The organism is Acuticoccus sediminis, assembly GCF_003258595.1.
Classification (GTDB): Bacteria; Pseudomonadota; Alphaproteobacteria; order Rhizobiales; family Amorphaceae; genus Acuticoccus; species Acuticoccus sediminis.
In genome coordinates, this window is record NZ_QHHQ01000003.1 from 819,010 (window position 1) to 835,142 (window position 16,133).

General features: G+C 64.8%; 20 protein-coding genes. All 20 read right to left on the reverse strand.

The features are described 5' to 3' along the window. Positions 1-6: 6 nt before the first annotated feature. The 20 genes from DLJ53_RS17980 to DLJ53_RS18075 all read right to left on the reverse strand — a co-directional run bounded on the left by DLJ53_RS17980 (position 7) and on the right by DLJ53_RS18075 (position 16,018). Positions 7-381: a GPW/gp25 family protein gene (locus tag DLJ53_RS17980; RefSeq protein ID WP_111347695.1), complete on the reverse strand. Its 375-nt coding sequence runs from the start codon at positions 379-381 to the stop codon at positions 7-9. A gap of 6 nt (positions 382-387) precedes the next feature. Beyond that, a complete protein-coding gene (locus DLJ53_RS17985) occupies positions 388-588 on the reverse strand; it encodes a hypothetical protein (RefSeq protein WP_146620013.1) in 201 nt (66 codons plus the stop codon). Positions 589-593: 5 nt separating this feature from the next. Beyond that, positions 594-875, reverse strand: a complete 282-nt coding sequence (locus tag DLJ53_RS17990) for a PAAR domain-containing protein (protein ID WP_111347699.1) — start codon at positions 873-875, stop codon at positions 594-596. Further along, positions 872-1,357: a phage baseplate assembly protein V gene (locus tag DLJ53_RS17995; RefSeq protein ID WP_202913208.1), complete on the reverse strand. Its 486-nt coding sequence runs from the start codon at positions 1,355-1,357 to the stop codon at positions 872-874. Before DLJ53_RS17995 ends, DLJ53_RS17990 begins: the two co-directional genes overlap by 4 nt. Continuing rightward, entirely contained in the window at positions 1,354-2,097 is a 744-nt protein-coding gene (locus tag DLJ53_RS18000) for a hypothetical protein (protein ID WP_111347700.1), read from the reverse strand. Before DLJ53_RS18000 ends, DLJ53_RS17995 begins: the two co-directional genes overlap by 4 nt. Positions 2,098-2,106: 9 nt before the next feature. After that, positions 2,107-2,475, reverse strand: a complete 369-nt coding sequence (locus DLJ53_RS18005; protein ID WP_146620015.1) for a hypothetical protein — start codon at positions 2,473-2,475, stop codon at positions 2,107-2,109. A gap of 50 nt (positions 2,476-2,525) precedes the next feature. Continuing rightward, entirely contained in the window at positions 2,526-2,831 is a 306-nt protein-coding gene (locus tag DLJ53_RS18010; RefSeq protein ID WP_111347703.1) for a hypothetical protein, read from the reverse strand. 66 nt (positions 2,832-2,897) lie between these two features. Continuing rightward, entirely contained in the window at positions 2,898-3,932 is a 1,035-nt protein-coding gene (locus tag DLJ53_RS18015) for a major capsid protein (RefSeq protein ID WP_111347705.1), read from the reverse strand. A 3-nt stretch (positions 3,933-3,935) separates the two neighbouring features. Continuing rightward, entirely contained in the window at positions 3,936-4,325 is a 390-nt protein-coding gene (locus tag DLJ53_RS18020) for a head decoration protein (protein WP_111347706.1), read from the reverse strand. Further along, complete coding sequence (locus DLJ53_RS18025) at positions 4,325-5,404, reverse strand: head maturation protease, ClpP-related (protein ID WP_111347708.1); 1,080 nt, start codon at positions 5,402-5,404, stop codon at positions 4,325-4,327. Before DLJ53_RS18025 ends, DLJ53_RS18020 begins: the two co-directional genes overlap by 1 nt. 67 nt (positions 5,405-5,471) lie before the next feature. Further along, the gene (locus DLJ53_RS18030) at positions 5,472-5,708 is read right to left on the reverse strand and encodes a hypothetical protein (RefSeq protein WP_111347709.1); all 237 of its coding nucleotides are present in this window, start codon (positions 5,706-5,708) and stop codon (positions 5,472-5,474) included. Further along, a complete protein-coding gene (locus tag DLJ53_RS18035; protein ID WP_202913209.1) occupies positions 5,701-7,395 on the reverse strand; it encodes a phage portal protein in 1,695 nt (564 codons plus the stop codon). The genes DLJ53_RS18030 and DLJ53_RS18035 overlap by 8 nt, the downstream gene beginning before the upstream one ends. An 11-nt stretch (positions 7,396-7,406) precedes the next feature. Further along, positions 7,407-9,269, reverse strand: coding sequence for a phage terminase large subunit family protein (locus DLJ53_RS18040; protein ID WP_342353599.1), 1,863 nt, complete (start codon positions 9,267-9,269; stop codon positions 7,407-7,409). Between the two features lie 37 nt (positions 9,270-9,306). Beyond that, positions 9,307-9,912, reverse strand: a complete 606-nt coding sequence (locus DLJ53_RS18045; protein ID WP_162409339.1) for a terminase small subunit — start codon at positions 9,910-9,912, stop codon at positions 9,307-9,309. Between the two features lie 267 nt (positions 9,913-10,179). Next, the gene (locus tag DLJ53_RS34770; RefSeq protein ID WP_146620017.1) at positions 10,180-10,785 is read right to left on the reverse strand and encodes a hypothetical protein; all 606 of its coding nucleotides are present in this window, start codon (positions 10,783-10,785) and stop codon (positions 10,180-10,182) included. A 123-nt stretch (positions 10,786-10,908) separates the two neighbouring features. Further along, a complete protein-coding gene (locus tag DLJ53_RS18055) occupies positions 10,909-11,127 on the reverse strand; it encodes a hypothetical protein (RefSeq protein WP_111347715.1) in 219 nt (72 codons plus the stop codon). Positions 11,128-11,199: 72 nt separating this feature from the next. Then, complete coding sequence (locus tag DLJ53_RS35235) at positions 11,200-11,376, reverse strand: hypothetical protein (RefSeq protein WP_162409341.1); 177 nt, start codon at positions 11,374-11,376, stop codon at positions 11,200-11,202. A 13-nt stretch (positions 11,377-11,389) separates the two neighbouring features. Further along, positions 11,390-11,692: a hypothetical protein gene (locus DLJ53_RS18065; RefSeq protein WP_111347719.1), complete on the reverse strand. Its 303-nt coding sequence runs from the start codon at positions 11,690-11,692 to the stop codon at positions 11,390-11,392. A gap of 28 nt (positions 11,693-11,720) precedes the next feature. Further along, positions 11,721-15,185: a hypothetical protein gene (locus tag DLJ53_RS18070; RefSeq protein WP_111347721.1), complete on the reverse strand. Its 3,465-nt coding sequence runs from the start codon at positions 15,183-15,185 to the stop codon at positions 11,721-11,723. Between the two features lie 89 nt (positions 15,186-15,274). Further along, complete coding sequence (locus DLJ53_RS18075; protein ID WP_111347723.1) at positions 15,275-16,018, reverse strand: hypothetical protein; 744 nt, start codon at positions 16,016-16,018, stop codon at positions 15,275-15,277. Positions 16,019-16,133: the final 115 nt, after the last annotated feature.

Genomic DNA, 16,133 nt, shown 5'->3' on the forward strand with positions numbered 1-16,133 from the left:
GCCTCCTCAGATGTAGACGGTGAAGGTCGGGATGGTCACAGGCGCGACCTGCCCGCGGTCGAGGTGGCCGGTGGGATAGTACTCACCCGTCAGATCGAGCCCGAGGCGCCCGTCCGGGCCCGCCTGGCTCACCTGGACGTTCGTCAGGTTGAACCGTGGCTCCCACCGCACCAAGGCAACGTAGGCGGCAACGTAGAGCGCCAGGATGGTCTTCGTCGTCATCGGCTGGCCGATCAGCGCCGGAAGCTCCGAGCCGAAGTCCCGGCGCATGACGCGCGAGCCGATGGGGGTGGTCAGGATGACGTGGATCGATTGAAGGACATGGCTCCAATCTGTGAGCGGTGCGCCGGTCACCCGATCGGCGCCGGCGCTGTCCGCCATGGCGCCTTACCCCTCGGAGGAGGACGACGAACTCGCCGAGGACTTCTTCTTCGGCGGCGTCGGCTTCGTCTCGCTGATCGCACCCGACGAGAGGTACATCTTCGCGCGCGCCGGGGTGAGCATCACCTCGTCGCCGGGCGCCTGCAGCACGTCGTAGATCCACGTCTCGCGGAGGACGTAGAACTTCTTTTCCTGCTCGTTCGTCATGATCTTCATCCGTTCAGGTTTATGACGGCGCCCGAGGAGGCGCGGGCGTGACCGCAGCTGTCGGCATCGCCGGTGCGGTTGGCGGGGATCCCGTTGATGCGGAACCACGAGACACCGTTCGCTGTGACGGTGGTGATGTGCGGGGTCGTGAACGGCGTGTGAGGCGCGACGGGCGAACCGTCGACCGCGACCAGCTTGCCGCCGTCCCGAAAGAAGGTCTGAAGGCTGTCGGTCACCGGCGCGCCGGCCGTGTTGGTGTCGCCGACGCGGTGGGCCTTGTTCGTCATTCGGGGAACCAGTCGAAGCTTGGGGCGGTGGCGACCCACTTCTCAGCCTTGAACGCAATCGACCCGGTGGTGATCGTGATCCCGTCGCCGGTCGCGACGATCTTCGTGCCGCCGACGTCGAGGAGGACGAACTCCTCGCCCGACTTCGACGGCCGCTCGATCGACGTCTGCGGGATGCTCAATTCGATCTCGGCCTCGGTGAGGTCGCCGTTCTCCGACACGACGCGCACCTGCTGCCCGACGCTGGGCGGGAAGTGCGTCCGGGCGGCTCCCATGGCCTGCTCCCGCCAGGGGAGCCACGGCGTCCGGAGCGGCTCATAGTCGCCGCCCTCGGTGAGCTTCACCCGCGCGAGGCCCTTCTCGGCGTCCACCTCGTCGATGGTGCCGATGCGGTTGCGATTGCGGTTGCGGCGCTCGTCGTCGGCGATCTTCCAGAGGATGAAACCGATGACGTCCTCGATCCGCGTCGGGAGCGCGGTCACAGCTCGCCCGACTGGCCGGCCTCGGCACCTATGACGGTGTCGATGGTGTCGGCTCCATCGGCCTCCGGGGCCACGCCGAGGGTCCGCGCGGCGCCGGCGGATAGACCGTAGCGCATCGCGATCTCCTGCCAGCCGATGACGGGCGCGCTCGGATCGAGCAACCGGCGGAAGAAGGCCCCATGCTCGTTCAAGAGCTGGGAGTCACTCGCCTCCAGGGCCTCAATCAGATTGGCCCACGCTCCGGTGGGCTCACCCGATGGCGTTGGCTCGATGAGCGGCCTCAGCTTCATCGTCAGTTGGCGAGCCGCGAACCGCGTTGTCTTGGCCTCGGAAGCGCGGAGTGAGCGGTAGTCATCGTCCAACTTGGTGGACAGCGACTCCAGGATGTTTGCCCATGGGTTGCCTGGATCACGGAGGGCCATCCTGATCTGCCACTCGATGGTGTCGATCAGGCGCTCCATCTGTCCATCGGTGATCGGATTGATGTTCTCCGTCACGGGATTGCCGTCATCGTCAAAGCCGCTGACGGAGGCGAGCACGGCGGTTTCGAAGACGAGTGAGACCTCGTCTTCGGTACTGTCGTCGGTATAGACGACGATGAAGGGCGCCTTGTCCTGCGTCCCCGCCTCGATCTGGTCGATGACGCCCATGTCGCTGTCGGAGACGTTTTCTCTTGCCGAGGTGCGATTGTAGATCGCCTCCATCGCGGCAATTCGGATGGCAGCGCGGACGAGGCTCATGGGCTCACCTCAGGTCTGGGGGAGGCTCAAGGGAGTGACGCGAAAGACCAGGCGACCGCGGTGGCTACGCATCACCTGCGCGACCTCGAAAAGAGGCGTCCCGGATCGGTCCAGCGCTCTGACGTGATCACCGGTCCTGACATAGCCCGGCGCTAGCGCGTGCTGGATGCTCAGCGTCGCGTAGTCCGCGGGCACCTCGCCGCCCCACGCTTTGCCTTGATACGCGCCGCGCTCGATTTCCCCGGATCGGTTGGTCATCACCCCAGTCACAGTCGCAGATTCCCGGCCGGGATCGTCCCCCGGGAGATTGCGACTGTTACCGGGCAGACGCGGGACGATCTCGAACCGCTCGCCGAGCTTGTCGTCGATCACGTCCATGACGCGGGTCTGCCGAATTTGCAGGGACGTCGGCATGACGTTGGGCCAGATTATTCAGCGCTGCGGAGAGCGGCGAGAATCTCGGCCTTCGACATCGCCGGCTTGGCATTGAGACCACGCTCCTTCGCCACCGCGAGGAGCTCGTCCTTCGTCATGCCATCCAGATCGCCGCCATGGTTGGCGTCACCACCCGCGTCATCACCCTCCCCTTCGCCACCGGGCTCGGCGCCGACCCGCTCCTCACGAGCCGGCTCGCCCTCGTTGACGATTTCATGGGTTCCCGCCTCGACCGCGGCCATGGCCATGGCGTAGCGCATACCGACGACCTCGCCGGTAGAGATGTCTTTCAGCTTCATCGTCCCGGTTCCTGTTCCGAGCCGGGCCCGGCCGAGCAAGCGAACTCACCCGGCCGCGCCGGCGGCTTAGTTGGAGGTGTGAAGCCGGACGAGAAGCTTGGGACGCTTCACGATCGGCAGCGGGTTCGACTGCGTGTGCAGCTTGATGAACCGGTTGAAGTCGCGATCCGGCGCGGTCACGGCGTAGACCTCGTCGCCGAGGGTGTTGACCGTGTCCATGAAGTCGGCCGGCGCGAAGTAGGTCCGGAAGACGTCCATCGTACCCACCGGGAAGGCAATCGCTTCGCCGGTGGGGATGAAAGCGCGGCTGGCGTAGGTCCCGTTCTCCTGCAGGTACTGCGCCTTGCCGCGATATTCCTCGATCGTGAGGCCGTGGAACTCGAAACCGCGACGCACATCCCGCCGCAGCGGGTTGTTCGGCGCGTCATAGTACCGGAAGATCTCCTCGACCTTCGCGTGGCCGATAAAGTCATCGAACCACTCCGGCGACGCCAAGACGTGAACGCCGGACATCACCTCGCCTTCGAGGTTGTCCTCGATGTAGCCGACGACTTCGCGGGCCTTCGCCTTCACGTCCGTCGTGGCGGTCCCGAGAACGAAGTCGACCGACTTCTGCGTCACGCCGAACTCGGTGAAGAGGTTCAGCAGCGTCGACCCGTCGCTGTCGAGGATCTGCCCCTTCAGGGCCCCCATCCGCATGTGTTCCAGCGTGATGCTGTGCTTCTTGCGCATGGTCGAGAGGCGGCGATTGACGACGCTCATTACCGCTTCGAGCTCGCCGCCCTCGGCCGTGCGTGCCAGGACGTTCTGGACATCGTCCGCATTGACGAAGTCGTCGTGCGGGATGTGGAACGTCTTGAACATCCTGGCCGACCGCTTCTCGGGCATGGCGAGAGACGGCGGCGCGCCGCGGGTGCGGGTCGGCAGGAGGTTCAGCGTTCCGTTCACGAAGGACACGGCGACAGCGGTCGTCGCGATCGGCTCGGCAGGGAAGAGATCCATCTCCCGGAGGCGGCCGTAGTCGTTCGGAACGATGTTGATCGCCGCCGTCATCTCGACGGCGCTGAAGGCATCGTTGTTGAAGATGTCGAGCACAGGCATCGGTTAGGCCCCTTCCCGGACCAGAATCGGCGGGTTCAGCGCGCCGAGAGCGGTGTGGATCGCGGCACGCTCCGGCGCCGTATCGACATCGGCGCCGTAGAGCAGGCCCTGGTGAACGACGATCGCGTCGCGCGCGATGATGACGGCCGTGGCGTCCGCCGAGGTGGCGTCCACGGTCCACAGCAGGACGCCCGCAGGATTCTCGCTGCCGTCGGTCGCCGCGACGGTCACCGGCGTGTACTTGCCCGACGCCGTGATCTTGCCGACGACCGTGCCGGACTTCACGACGCCGGCGCCGGAGATGACCGTGACCTCCTCGCGAGAGAACAGGCTGTCAGCCTCGCGCTTCAGCCAGTCGTGGGCATACCGCCCTTCCGTGAGCACCGTCGCCATTATGCGACCTCCTTACCGAGAAGCTTCCGCATGTTCGCGGCGAGCGACGGCGCGGCCGCCTTGGTCTTGCCGCCGCCGTTCAGGCCCTCGCCGTTGAGGCGCTGGCGTTCGTAGTCGGCCACCGACGGGGCCGGGTCGGTCGTTCCAGTCGTCTGGGGCTCATCGGCCTCCGGGGCCTCGGGCGCCGGCGCGACGGCGAGCGTCGCCTTGATGGCCTCGACGGACATGTCCGTGTCGATGAGGTGCTCCGCGAGCGCCTCACGGCCCTTGGCCTCGTCGAGCGCCAGAACCGTCTTGCGGCGCTCCTTGTACGCCGTGACCGCAGCCGTTGCGGCTTCCGCCGCGGCTTCGGTCTTTGCCTTTTCGATGGCGGCGGTATCAGTCCCCGCCTCGGTCTTGTCCGTCATGGATTTCTCCTTGTGTTGACGGGGCTGGTCGTCCGCCGAAGCGGCGGTTCGCTCATCGGTCTCGAAGGACCAACGATGTCGTTTGGAGAGCGTCTTCAGGCGCTCAGGCGCCTTCGCGTAGCTGCGGAAATCGAAGGCAGCGATCGCGCGCGCCTTCGCCTTTTCGACGCTGTCCGCATAGCCGTTGGACACCGCCTCGTCGGCGGTCATCCACGTCTCGGCCTTCATCTGATCGCGGACAGCGTCGTCGTCCTGGCCGCTGCGTTCAGCGTAGATCGACGCCATCTGCGTCGCCTGAGCCGTCAGCTGCTCGATCGACTTCTCGTGATCCGCGACGGTCCCGAAGGTGATGTTGGCGGGGTCATGGATCATCATGATGGACCCGGCCTTCATGATGATGTCGTCGCCGGCCATCGCAATGATGGAAGCGGACGACGCGGCCATGGCGTCGACCTCCACGCGAACCTTGCCGCGGTGCGCGATCAGGCTGTTGTAGATCGCGATGCCATCGTCGATGTAGCCGCCGCCGGAGTTGATCCGCACGGTGATCTCGTTGTCTCGGCCGTGCACGGCGAGCGCGGCGAGGACTTCGGATGCGGTGAAGCCCTCGCCCCAATAGGAATCGCCGACGAACCCGTAGAGCACGAGCTCGCCGTCCTGCAGAACGGGCATGGTGGTGTCCTGTGAGATGGCGTGAAGCGTCAGCCCATCACGTTGGGCGGAAGCACGCGGTGGGTCATTAAGGCCGCATCATCCGGCCGCGAATTGCGAAGCGGGTCCGCTTCGGCTTGCCTCCTGCCTCGATATCGGCCTCGCGCTCGGCATCGGCGATCTCCCGCTCGAGGAGAGAGAGGTTGGCCTGGAAGTATCGGACCTCGTCGTCTCCGAACCGAGCCATCGCAACGGTGTCGCCCGTCGCGATGGCGGTCCTGATCTCGCGAAGCCGAATGAAGCGTTCCGAGGCTGTCTCAGGCATTCGCACTCTCCCCTGTTCCAGCAGGTTCGCGTTCCCCGTCGACCGAGCCGCCGAGTGGCCCCCCTGCTCCACCCTGCTTCCGTCCGAACGGATGCGGGATGCCCTTCTCGGTGAGAAGCTTCATCTCCCGCGCGATTTGCTCGGCGTTCTCTTCCCAGTCCAGCCCGGCGGCCGCGCATTCGTCGGCCAGGCTTGTGATCCCGAGCTCGAGCCGCTTTCCAGCGGCCTGGGCCGTTTTCCAATCGTCCGCTGAGGGGCGGCTTGGCCCCTGCCATTCGGCGAACTGAACCTTCGAGCGATTGGCGAGGAACGCCTGATAGCCCCCGCGAAAGCCGATGCGTCCCGTCCCGATCTGCTCGTCGAGCCACGCTTGATAGACGCGGTCGGCAAACGCACCAGCGATCCGGAGCCGGCGACGAAGCACGATCGGCCAGATCGACGAGATCCCCATCCGGACGCTGGAATAGGTCGCCCTCGAGAAGTCGAGCGTCAGGCTTTCGAACATCACGCCCAGGCGCCGAGCGATCTCGCGCTGCAGGTTCTGCGAATAGGGCACGTACTGGGCGCCCGGGGTCTGCGTCGTGTGAAGCTCGAACTTCTCGCCGGGCCCCAGGTGGTTGATCCGAGCATGGTCGCTCAGCGCGATGCCGTGCTCCTTGAGTGCCGAGATGCGCTGGCCCCAGACCTCGTACAGATCGGCCTGCAGGCCACCGATGAAGGCCTCCCAGTCCGCGGGATCGTAGCCCGGCGGGACGTCGCCGGTATCGGCGAGCGTCTGGATGGCCTGGAACGCTTCCTCGCTCGGCTCCGGACTGGTGATGGTGGCGGCGAAGATCGTCTGCATCAGCGCTGTCGCCAAGGTCGCGTCGGCGAGCTGGTCGTATTGCGCGATCACCTTCATGATCGGCGCGAGCACCGAAATGCCTCGAGGCGCGCCAGGGTTTTCCGAGTGATCCATCACATGGATCACGTCCTTGGCCGCGACGTCCTTGTCGGCTTCCATCCCACCCGAACGCTGGCGGAATCGGTACATCGTCGGCCGGCCGTTGGCATCGTGGAAGATGCCGTCCTCGAGACCTTCGAACTCGCGTGTGATCCGCGGCAGCCGGTGCGGAGAGATCAGCGAGACTTTCGTCCCCGTCTCGATCCCGTAGCCGCGGCGGCCTCGCACCGTCAGGTAGTCGAGCACACCGAAGGCCTCACCATGGACGAGGTAGTGCCGGATCACACCGTCGAGGATTTCGCTGAACGTGCTGCGCCCTGCGAGGTCGACCTCTCGGGCATCCCACGACCAACGCCGCCAGGCCGCTTCCACCTCCCGGCACCACGCCGCACGATCGGCCTCGTTGTAGCCGAGCGAGAGCAGATCCGGCCGGGCGTTCAGCTTCAGCTCCTCGCCTATCGTATCGGCGATGATCTGGTCAGCCGCGCCGGCGAGCCAGCCGGAGTTGCGCATGAAGTCGAGGGCCAGCGCTGAGGCGCGATCAGCGGCCAGTCGCACATCCCATGCGGCGTCCCGATTCCCGGCACGCCGCATCGAGAGAAGGCCGGATCGATCCCCCCGAAGGTACTGACCCGTCGTCTTCTTGGGGGTTCGGCCCGACACCATGGGCAACGCACCGCCCCCGCCGCGCGGGAAGGCAACATGTCCCGCCCGCACCCTCACGCGAGGCTTCGCTGCGTCCATGGTTCAACCTCTCATGTGTAAGCGCCCCAGCGTCCGCGGCGTGGATTCCCAGCCGCAGATTTTCGCAGAACCGGTTCAGGAGTTGGCGCCGTCGGCGGGATCTCGATCACATCGGGACTGACGTCCGACCGCCGCAGGTGATGACGCGGCCTGCTCGCAGCGAGCCGCTTGTTCAGCTTCGTTGGCAGTGAGAGCCGAGCCGCCATGGCATACACGAAACAGTCCAGGGCCTCGTTCCGAGCGCCTTGCTCCTTCACCTCCCACTTCCGGACCGGCACACCGTTCTTCCAACGGGTCACCGCGTGCTCTGCCGTGAGCTGCACGAAGTAGTCGGAGCTCAATCCATCCTGCGGGAAATGGACTGCGCGCGGCGCCGGCTCACCTTCCTGCGGGATGATCGCGAGTGACGCGAACAGGGCGTCTTTCGCAGTGTCGACGCCGATCGCGTAGAGCTTGTCGCCGGAGTTCTTGGTTCGGCTCGCCGACTTCGGCCAGATGAGCTTCGACCCGCGTTCATCGTTTCCGCGGCCCATGGTGGCGAAGATCCGTCGGTTCTTTCGTTCGCGGCAGAACGCGTGGACCATTTCACCTCGGTGGCCCTGGCTGTCGATGCACCCGGCCTGGGGCACCAACATTCGCCCGTCCACGGTGTACACAGGCTCGCGGACAAGCGCGTCGAGCTCGTCCCACACGGACTTCTTGGCGGTGTCTCCGAAGAGAACCTCGTGCCTGAGGACCCAGACCTCCTCATCGTCACCGTAGCCGAGGAACGTCGCCTCCAAGCGGTCGTCCTGCGTGTCGGCTCCGAAGACGACGAGCCGGACCTCTTCCGGCGCACTCTCGTGCGTATAGGCCTCTCGCCGGCCGGCCAAAGCACGGGGATCCAGTGCATCCACCCGCTCTTTCCAGACATCGGCGAGCGCCGTGTTCACGAACTTGCGGAGCTTGTCCGGAGACTTCTGCGCGCCGAGCCACTCCCGGACGACGTCCGCCAAGTCGTGGCGCGTCGAGTAGAGCTTGGACACGTGGAAGCCCGCATGCCCTCCGTACGGGGCGCGGTTGCCGCAGGTCGGGCAAAGCGCCCTGCCCGCCTCATTCCACTCCGAAGGAATGTGCTCTTCACCGCAGCACTTGAACGGCCGCGTCTGCCTCCAGCCCCGATCCGACGCATGAACCAGCCCGCGCAGCGCCCGGAGCCGCTCCGCCTCTGACCAACCAGCGCCGCACCCCTCGCAGTGATATCGCACCGTGTCCGGGAGATGGTTCCCGTTTGCATCCTTGTCCCAGAGCACCGTTTCTTTCGACCACCGCAGGATCTGCTCGTGACCGCAGTGAGGGCATGCGACGAAGCAGCGGCGCTGATCCGATGCCAGGTACTCACGATAGATGCGCGATGATGCCTCGTCGGACGGAGAGCACGCACGGACGTTCTTTCGGCGCTTCTTGAACGTCGATGATCGCTCCTCCGCTAGAGAGAGCGGGTCGCCCATTCCGCCGGCATCGGCCGGATAGAGGTCGATCTCGTCGGCAAGAGTGACGCGCTTTGGTCTCGAGGCCAGATCCACCGGAGAGTTCGCGCCCACAAAGTCCAGCGTGCCGCCGGGATACTCCTTGTGCGTGATGGTCACGCCGCTGTCGCGGCTCTTTGCGTCGGGAACCAACGCCCTCAGGACCGGCGTAGCGTCTCGCGTCGGCGCGAATCGCTCCTTCGAGAAGCTCTCGGCTAGCTTCTGCGTCGGCTGGACGAACAGGATGCTCGCCGGATCCTGGTGGATGAAATAGCCGGCGATGTTGATGAGCATCTCCGACTTGATGATCTGCGTGCACGCCATCATCGAGATGACCTGCGTGTCCGGCTCGGTCAGCGCCAGCATCGGACCGTACGCCACGGGGACGCGGCTGGTCTTCCATTCACCCGGATTTGCGCTGTTTTGCTTTGCGATCACTCGATACGCGTCGGCCCACTCGACGAGGCTCAGCTTCGGCGGCGGGCGCAACGCTTCCGCCCTCGCCTTCCTCAGCCGGAGCTTTAGCGTATTCTCCATCGACTGAGAGGGCATGAAGGATTTCCACCACCTTGCTGTAGAGCAACTCTTCGATCTCGCTGGCGGTCCGGTGCTCTAGGTCGGCAGCGACCTCCCCCGGCAGCGCGAGGATGTTCGCCCGGACGGCCGAATATTCCTCCTCGACCGCAGCGCCCACCAACTCGATCGGCACGAGGTCGCGCCGCTTCATGTCGAGCTCGATCTCGGCAGATGCGGCTTCCGCGACAATCTTCCGGCGCCGCGCCTCCTCGACGTCCATCGCGGCCAGATCGCCGGATGCAGCAAGCGCCGCCTGCTCTTCGCGCCAGCGGATGACCGCCGCCGTGTTGTACTTCGAAGCCTGGCCGCGTACGCCCGACCGCTCCGCCGGACATCCCTTCCGCTCCCACACCCGAACCGTGTTCGCCGCGACACCGAACAGCGCGGCCAACTCGATTTGGCTGACGGTCCTGCCGTTGAACTTGTCCGCCACTGCGCGCCTCCCACACCGCGGATCGAAATCCCGCAGAAACCCTGAGCTTCAGATGAGTAGCAAGGCCGATTTTCAGGAGGCTGGACCTAGCCACTTTTCGGGCGGTCGCCGCCGCTCCCCCTTGCCCCCCTCGGCAGAGGGACCCGTACCGGGGGCCTTACTGTCGTGTTGTAAGCGGCCGCGATCAGCCCTCTCGGGGGCTGTCCGTGGTCACCTGGCGCACGCCGTGCGTGGCGTGGCGTGACCTGCCGAGGCCGAAGCGACGTGTCAGCGACGCCGCCTGCCGCGTCCCGATCCAGCAGCGCTGATGAGGCCATTGGTCGTCTTGGTGATGATGCGCTCGACCCGTTCGGGTAGGAGGCCTGCCGTGTCCTCCCATGCACCGAGCGTGGCGCCCTTGATCATCTCGTCCGGGATCCTGAGGCCTGACTTCACGATGCGGAACTTGCGGCCCACGGTGCGCTCGAAGACGTGGCCTCCGAGTGCGAGGGTCTTCCTGTTCGGAAAGGCACCGCCTTTCATGAACGTGCCCTCGTAGAGGCGACGCTGTCCCCACGGTGCGGCCGTCACACCTGGTCTGGTCTCTCGTGCTCCGAAGAACTTGAGCTCGATCTCTCCACCTTTGCCAGAGACCGCGTAGGTGGGGTCCGATGCATTTGCGCGGCGAGCGACCCTGAGCGCCCTCTTGGTCACGCCAACTTTAAGGCCGGTCTGCCCCGCCAGTGCTCGTCCCGCGGCGGTCTTGGCGAGCCCACCGACTTCATTCACGGCCTTGGCGTAAGCGGTTCGCCCCTTGCCGGCGCCAAGGTCAGAGCATGCCTTCGCTAGCAGCCGAATGCCGTCGCCCTCGAAGCGGATCTCAACGTCAGCCATTGCGCTTCTCCGACGGTCGGTGAGTTTGCCTCGAAAATAAAACCTTTGGTCGGTTCATTTTAAATGGATGGCGGTATCTAACGCGTGGAAATAGCGAACCGATCGAGGCCCACAGGTTGCATTTCACGCTTCCTTGGGCTCATCGGTCCCCCGCTCGAAGGGGCGTTGGATCGTTCCCTTCACGCGCTCGCGCCCGCGCTCGCCCTCGGACCAGCCGAGATCCTCGATCACCTTCGGCTTGATGGTGACGGTCATGAGCCGGCGCTTGCCCGGCTTGGAAATGCGGACGCTGCCGGAGGCGTCCTTGTCGGGAGTGCTGATCTCGACTTCCTTGGACGCCATCGACGCCCCCCTGGGCTGGTATGTGGGTGATCTGGTGACGAGCGGGCGCTAGGCCCGTCCGTCGCTGCGAGACTAGGATCCGATGCGGCCGATGCGGTTCCCGTTACCCATGGTGACGCTGATCCCGGGATTGAAATCGACCCAGGGGACAGCGGCGAGGGCCGCCTGAGGCGTCTTGAAGTCGCCGTCGATCCATCCGTCCTGATCGGCGACGACCCAAGTGCCATCATCGGTCTCGTGGATCTTCACCACGCGCTTCCGGTCAGGCGCGGGCATCCGACACCCCTTCGGATTTGTCGGACGGCGTAGGCGGTGCTTTTCCGGCCACTCCCTTCTCGGGCTGGGCCTTGGAAGCAGCCTTCGCCTCCGCGCGGGCCGCCTTCGCCTCCTTGTTCGCCTCGGCCGTCTCGACATCGGCCTCGGCTTGCAGGCGCTCGATCTCTGCGCGGAGTTTCTGGCTCTCGTAGCCGGCCATCTCCGCGTCGAGCTTGAAGCGCTCCGCGTCCATCACGCACTCGCCAATAATGGTCGCGATGCGGGCGTTATAGACCTGGTTGGGGTCCATTAAGGGCGTCTCCTGATGTTGAGGATGCCTACGGCGAAGGCGTCGGGCCGAAGTACCCGTGTGTGAGGCCGTCATCGATCAGGCTCTTCACATGCTGCGCCAGCACTTCCAGGGTCACCGTGGCGGTATCAAATCCAGACCGAGCTGCGGTGCCCGTGGCTGCGGCCCAACCCGTGATGCGGGGCCCCAAGACCTTGTTGCCCTTGATCTGATACTCGGCGGTGTCTCGAGGCAGGTTGAACCTGCCGTTTCCAAGCAGAAGCGCGGCCGCACTGGTCGCGCCTCCCGACGTCGTTTGGAACGTGAGCTGAGCATCACCAGCCGCGGCAGCGGCTCGGATGATGGCCGAATTCCCCGTGCGCCCAAATGTGAGCTCGTCGGTCGACGCAGCACCTTGGATCTTGACGACTTGGCCGTCGTCAGCGCCGGTTCGGAATACGACGCTGTCACCCTTGGCTCGCATCACTGCGACGCCGTCCGCCTCAAGCTCAATTGCGCTGGTTGCCGGGTTGTAACCCATCCTCCAGCCGCTCGGCACGGTGTCGCGATAGATATTCCGCCCGGGCCAACGAGAGTGCGTAGCGTTGAAGTCGATCCACTGGTCCTGCTTCATCGACAGCGCGTTCCCCAACGTGAGCGTTGAGTTCGAGAAGTCGATGCCGGACTTCCAGAGACCGGCGAAGTAAAGACCGACGTTGACCGCCTTCGACCCGGCAGAGAACATCCTCATGCCATACCAGGAGCACTCGTTCTCCTCGTCGTCGTTCTCCCGTTCGAAGACGAAGTTCGGACCGGCGCCTCGGACATCATGCCCACCGTCCTGCGTATGGAATTCGCCATACGAGATCTGCACGAAGTCAGAGTTTGCGACGATGGTGCCGCCGTAGACGGCGCCGGATGGCTTGTCGACGGCAGTCGCCGCGGTGCCGGACCCATCACCGACACGAACGAACGGCCGATAGACCACGGTGTCGCCCGCCCCTTCCTGGTAGAGACAGGGACGATGCATCGAGTAGTTCGTCCGAGCGGGCTCGCCAGGATCGCCGTTGTAGCCGCTTTCGTTCAGGACGGCGTCGTGCGTTAGGGACGTGGCGAAGCCGCCATAGTACCCGATGTAATCGGGGCCCGGGTTTGGCTTATTGCCAAGGGTATCTGCACCCTTGATCCGAAGCGCGCGCCGGAACGGTAGCACCTTCTCGTAGTCGAAAATCTGGCCGTAGAAGTTGCTCCAGTTTTCCGTCGGTGCAGTCTCGATCACCTTGAAGTAGTTCGGGCCGCCGATACCTCCGGAGCCGAGGAGTTGGCCATGATCTTCGGCCCAGATGTCTCCGTTCGGCAGATTGTACCAGTAGAGCTGGCCGAGCGTAACGTCACCCCTGAACCGCGCCGGACCTTTCCCATGGCTGGCCGCATACGACATCGCGGCCGAGATCGCCGAGGCGTTCGTGTCGTTCCAGTGGAGCGGGTGCGGTGTTCCGTTCGGAAGCCACCCGGGAACGAGGGAGATCGTCGAAACCCCAGAGCTCGCTTTCCACTGGAGGTCGCCAATTTCGGCAATATGCCCGTCCGCCGGTGACCACCCATCGTCGACCCGCGCTTTGAACTCGGCAAAGCTCGAAAAGACGGTCTTCTCCGGGACCGGGTCGTACCAGTTGGCAGGTTCGTTGATGCCGCCGATGGCGATCGGCTTCCACCCGCCATCCTGCCAAACGACAAAGCACGGGCGGCCGCCAGGTCCATCCGACACGCGATACATATCGCCATCGCCGGCCGTTGCGGGCAGTTGAGCCCGCGTCCGCGCGACATGGCGGGTCGCGTTCGCGCTGAGGAGGTCCGCCTGGGTCTCGTCATCTCCGATCGCCAGGAAGTTCCCGCCAGGCGTATCGAAGCGCATGCTCTCGCCATCGTAGTGTAGCGTTCGGCCGCCGAACGTGTTCGGGATCAGGTTGAGGCCGTTCACCGGCGCGACGCCGGTGTCGAACTCAATCTTCTGCCCCTCGGCGAGGCCGACGCTGTACTCGACATTGGATGCGGCAGAGCTGTAGCCGACTTTGAAGCCAGACCCGAGACCCTGAAGGTTGAAGCCGACGTTCACCGGCTTGGACCCACGCGAAACGAGGGTGACGCCTTCCCAGACCTTGCCGTTGCTCTCGTCGTCGTTGTTGCGCTCGAAAATGTACCGATAGGCGTAGCCGCGGACCGCGTTGCCTTGGTCCTTGATGTGCTGCTCGCCGAGCTTGATCACGACATTGCCGGCACCAGCCCTGACGGTGCCGCCATAGACATCGCCGGCCGCCATCGACTGGACGTGGGTGGCATTCGCCCGGATATCCGGGTCGCCGATGACGAGGAGGTCCGGCGCATAGACAGCGCAATCGCCGCGACCCGCCTGCGTCACCTTCGTGCGATAGGTCGTGAAGCCCGATCGTCCGCCGTCGGTATCGTAAGACTCCTGATAGCCCGACTTGTAGTAGACGTGATCAACGTCGAGTGAGGCCTCCTCCGCGAACTGAAAGTCCGGCACAGGGGTCGCCGTGGCATCATTGGAAACGTTGTAGTTGCGCCGACGCAGGCCCTTCGGAACGGTTCCATTGAAGTAGCCGGTCGACCCACTTCCAACCGTGATGGCCGATCGCAGATTGACGATGGACGTCCCGAGCTTCTGGTTCGTTCCATCGACGATCTGAGACCCGTCCAGGCTCAGAAACGTCCCGTCGAGCTGGTTGAAGTTCACCAGGCGGGTCAGGAACGTCCCGCGTCGCATGATGATCGTCTTGCCGGTCTGCGCGGAGTACGCGTCGGCGGCGTTCACGGCGTCGGTGTCATCGTTGCCGTAGTAGGCATCGGCATCAACAACGGCGCTCGTCGCCGGATCCGCAATCTCGACCGACTGCGGGGAGTTGATGGACACGATCTCGCTGGACAAGACGGCGCCGCCGTCCCCTGCGCCACTGATGGCGATCAGGTCGCCTACGTTCAGCGCGGACCAGTTTGCGGAGGCACTGTTGAACGTCACCGACCCAGCGTCGATGGCGCCATCCGTGAGCCTCACTGCGTCGCCCAATGCGGAGAATGCCTTCAGGGGAACGGTGTCGCCCGCGAAATCCCACCAGCCGCCGTCGAGGGTCTGGAGCCCCCACGCGTGCGCAGGCTCGCTATCGACACGCTCTACAGAAGCTCGCCCGCCGTCATTCGGGACAGCGAAGCCCTGGAGCGTCATCTCAACGACCTCCGAGGGAACATCCAGCGCCTCTGCAGCCGCACGCGTCGGGGCCGACTGAGCGGCCCGGCCGCCGAGCGTCAGCTTCGCCTTCGCGGCCAGATTGAGATCGATCCCAACGCGGCCGCTGGAAACGGAACTGAACTCGAGGTCGGACCCGTCGGTCGCGACAGACGCCTTCAGCGCATTGGCCAGGCCATGACGTCCGAATTTTCTCGGCAGACCCGCGCCATGAAAGACGAGCTGATGCAGGTTGGGATCATATGCGGTCATCGACAGAAGCCCTATGCGCTTGATCGGACGGTGGCTCCCTACGCTCAGCGGAGGGGGCATTGCGGGAGCACCGGCGCGCTCGCGCAGAGCTACCCGACCGTCAACTCCTCCAGGGACAGGTCAAGCGCCACGGTGACGCCGAATGGATCAGCATCACCGTCCGTTCCGACCGACCAAATCGCTTCGGCATGGTCGATCGTGTTTGGAAGGCGCACGACATAGTACGAGCCGGTGTAACCGGCTGGCGTGGTAAGGGTCACCGTCTCGACGACAGGTGCGATCGGGTCGCCGAAGGCAGTCACCCACCCCACATCGCCGAACACCACGGGATACGCGTAGAACAGGTATTGCCCGCCGGTCGCGTCAACGGTCATGGCTCTGTGCAAGGACCCAGCGAGCGAGCTTTCGGCGAGGTTGAGCACGCCCGCCGCATCCAGTGTCTCCGACGGTGAGACACCCCAAAAGACCCGGTATTTGAAATCGACGGAGACGCTCGCGCTGTCCTTGCGGCCGCGGTGGTCAGTGACCGTGACGGTGTAGGTGGCGTCATCGGTGATGGTGACTGGCGCGGTCCAGGTCTCGGTGTTCGGCGCAATCGGCGAGCCGTTTACGGTCTGACGAACCACGGGTGCGGCGCCGTCCAACACCCAGGTCAGGGCCGGTGTGAAGTCTTGCCCGTACTCTGCCACCGGTGTGTCGACCGCCAGGTTCACGACCCGGACCGTCTCGAGGATGGTCACTCGATCCGTCACTTGCGAGAGATTGTCGAGCCCAATATTGATCTTCTCACGCACCGCCTTCATGCTCTCGCGGTTCGCGAACCATAGAGCCATGACGATCCTCCAAGATTAATCGTCCTCGTCGACCCATTCCCCGTCGTCGTCCCACAGCTCGCCGTCGCCCCAATACCGGAGCTTGCGCGCAATCCGCTGGAGGATGCCGAGGCCG

Excerpts from the sequence above, each read along its gene's own strand:
- DLJ53_RS18010 (WP_111347703.1), bottom strand. The coding sequence starts at position 2,831 with ATGAAGCTGAAAGACATCTCTACCGGCGAGGTCGTCGGTATGCGCTAC.
- DLJ53_RS34770 (WP_146620017.1), bottom strand. The coding sequence starts at position 10,785 with ATGGCTGACGTTGAGATCCGCTTCGAGGGCGACGGCATTCGGCTGCTA.
- DLJ53_RS18005 (WP_146620015.1), bottom strand. The coding sequence starts at position 2,475 with ATGGACGTGATCGACGACAAGCTCGGCGAGCGGTTCGAGATCGTCCCG.
- DLJ53_RS18040 (WP_342353599.1), bottom strand. The coding sequence starts at position 9,269 with ATGCTGGCGCTGACCGAGCCGGACACGCAGGTCATCTCGATGATGGCG.
- DLJ53_RS18030 (WP_111347709.1), bottom strand. The coding sequence starts at position 5,708 with ATGCCTGAGACAGCCTCGGAACGCTTCATTCGGCTTCGCGAGATCAGG.
- DLJ53_RS18020 (WP_111347706.1), bottom strand. The coding sequence starts at position 4,325 with ATGGCGACGGTGCTCACGGAAGGGCGGTATGCCCACGACTGGCTGAAG.
- DLJ53_RS18070 (WP_111347721.1), bottom strand. The coding sequence starts at position 15,185 with ATGACCGCATATGATCCCAACCTGCATCAGCTCGTCTTTCATGGCGCG.
- DLJ53_RS18000 (WP_111347700.1), bottom strand. The coding sequence starts at position 2,097 with ATGAGCCTCGTCCGCGCTGCCATCCGAATTGCCGCGATGGAGGCGATC.
- DLJ53_RS17985 (WP_146620013.1), bottom strand. The coding sequence starts at position 588 with ATGACGAACGAGCAGGAAAAGAAGTTCTACGTCCTCCGCGAGACGTGG.
- DLJ53_RS18075 (WP_111347723.1), bottom strand. The coding sequence starts at position 16,018 with ATGGCTCTATGGTTCGCGAACCGCGAGAGCATGAAGGCGGTGCGTGAG.
- DLJ53_RS18065 (WP_111347719.1), bottom strand. The coding sequence starts at position 11,692 with ATGGACCCCAACCAGGTCTATAACGCCCGCATCGCGACCATTATTGGC.
- DLJ53_RS18055 (WP_111347715.1), bottom strand. The coding sequence starts at position 11,127 with ATGGCGTCCAAGGAAGTCGAGATCAGCACTCCCGACAAGGACGCCTCC.
- DLJ53_RS18015 (WP_111347705.1), bottom strand. The coding sequence starts at position 3,932 with ATGCCTGTGCTCGACATCTTCAACAACGATGCCTTCAGCGCCGTCGAG.
- DLJ53_RS18025 (WP_111347708.1), bottom strand. The coding sequence starts at position 5,404 with ATGCCCGTTCTGCAGGACGGCGAGCTCGTGCTCTACGGGTTCGTCGGC.
- DLJ53_RS18035 (WP_202913209.1), bottom strand. The coding sequence starts at position 7,395 with ATGGACGCAGCGAAGCCTCGCGTGAGGGTGCGGGCGGGACATGTTGCC.
- DLJ53_RS17980 (WP_111347695.1), bottom strand. The coding sequence starts at position 381 with ATGGCGGACAGCGCCGGCGCCGATCGGGTGACCGGCGCACCGCTCACA.
- DLJ53_RS17990 (WP_111347699.1), bottom strand. The coding sequence starts at position 875 with ATGACGAACAAGGCCCACCGCGTCGGCGACACCAACACGGCCGGCGCG.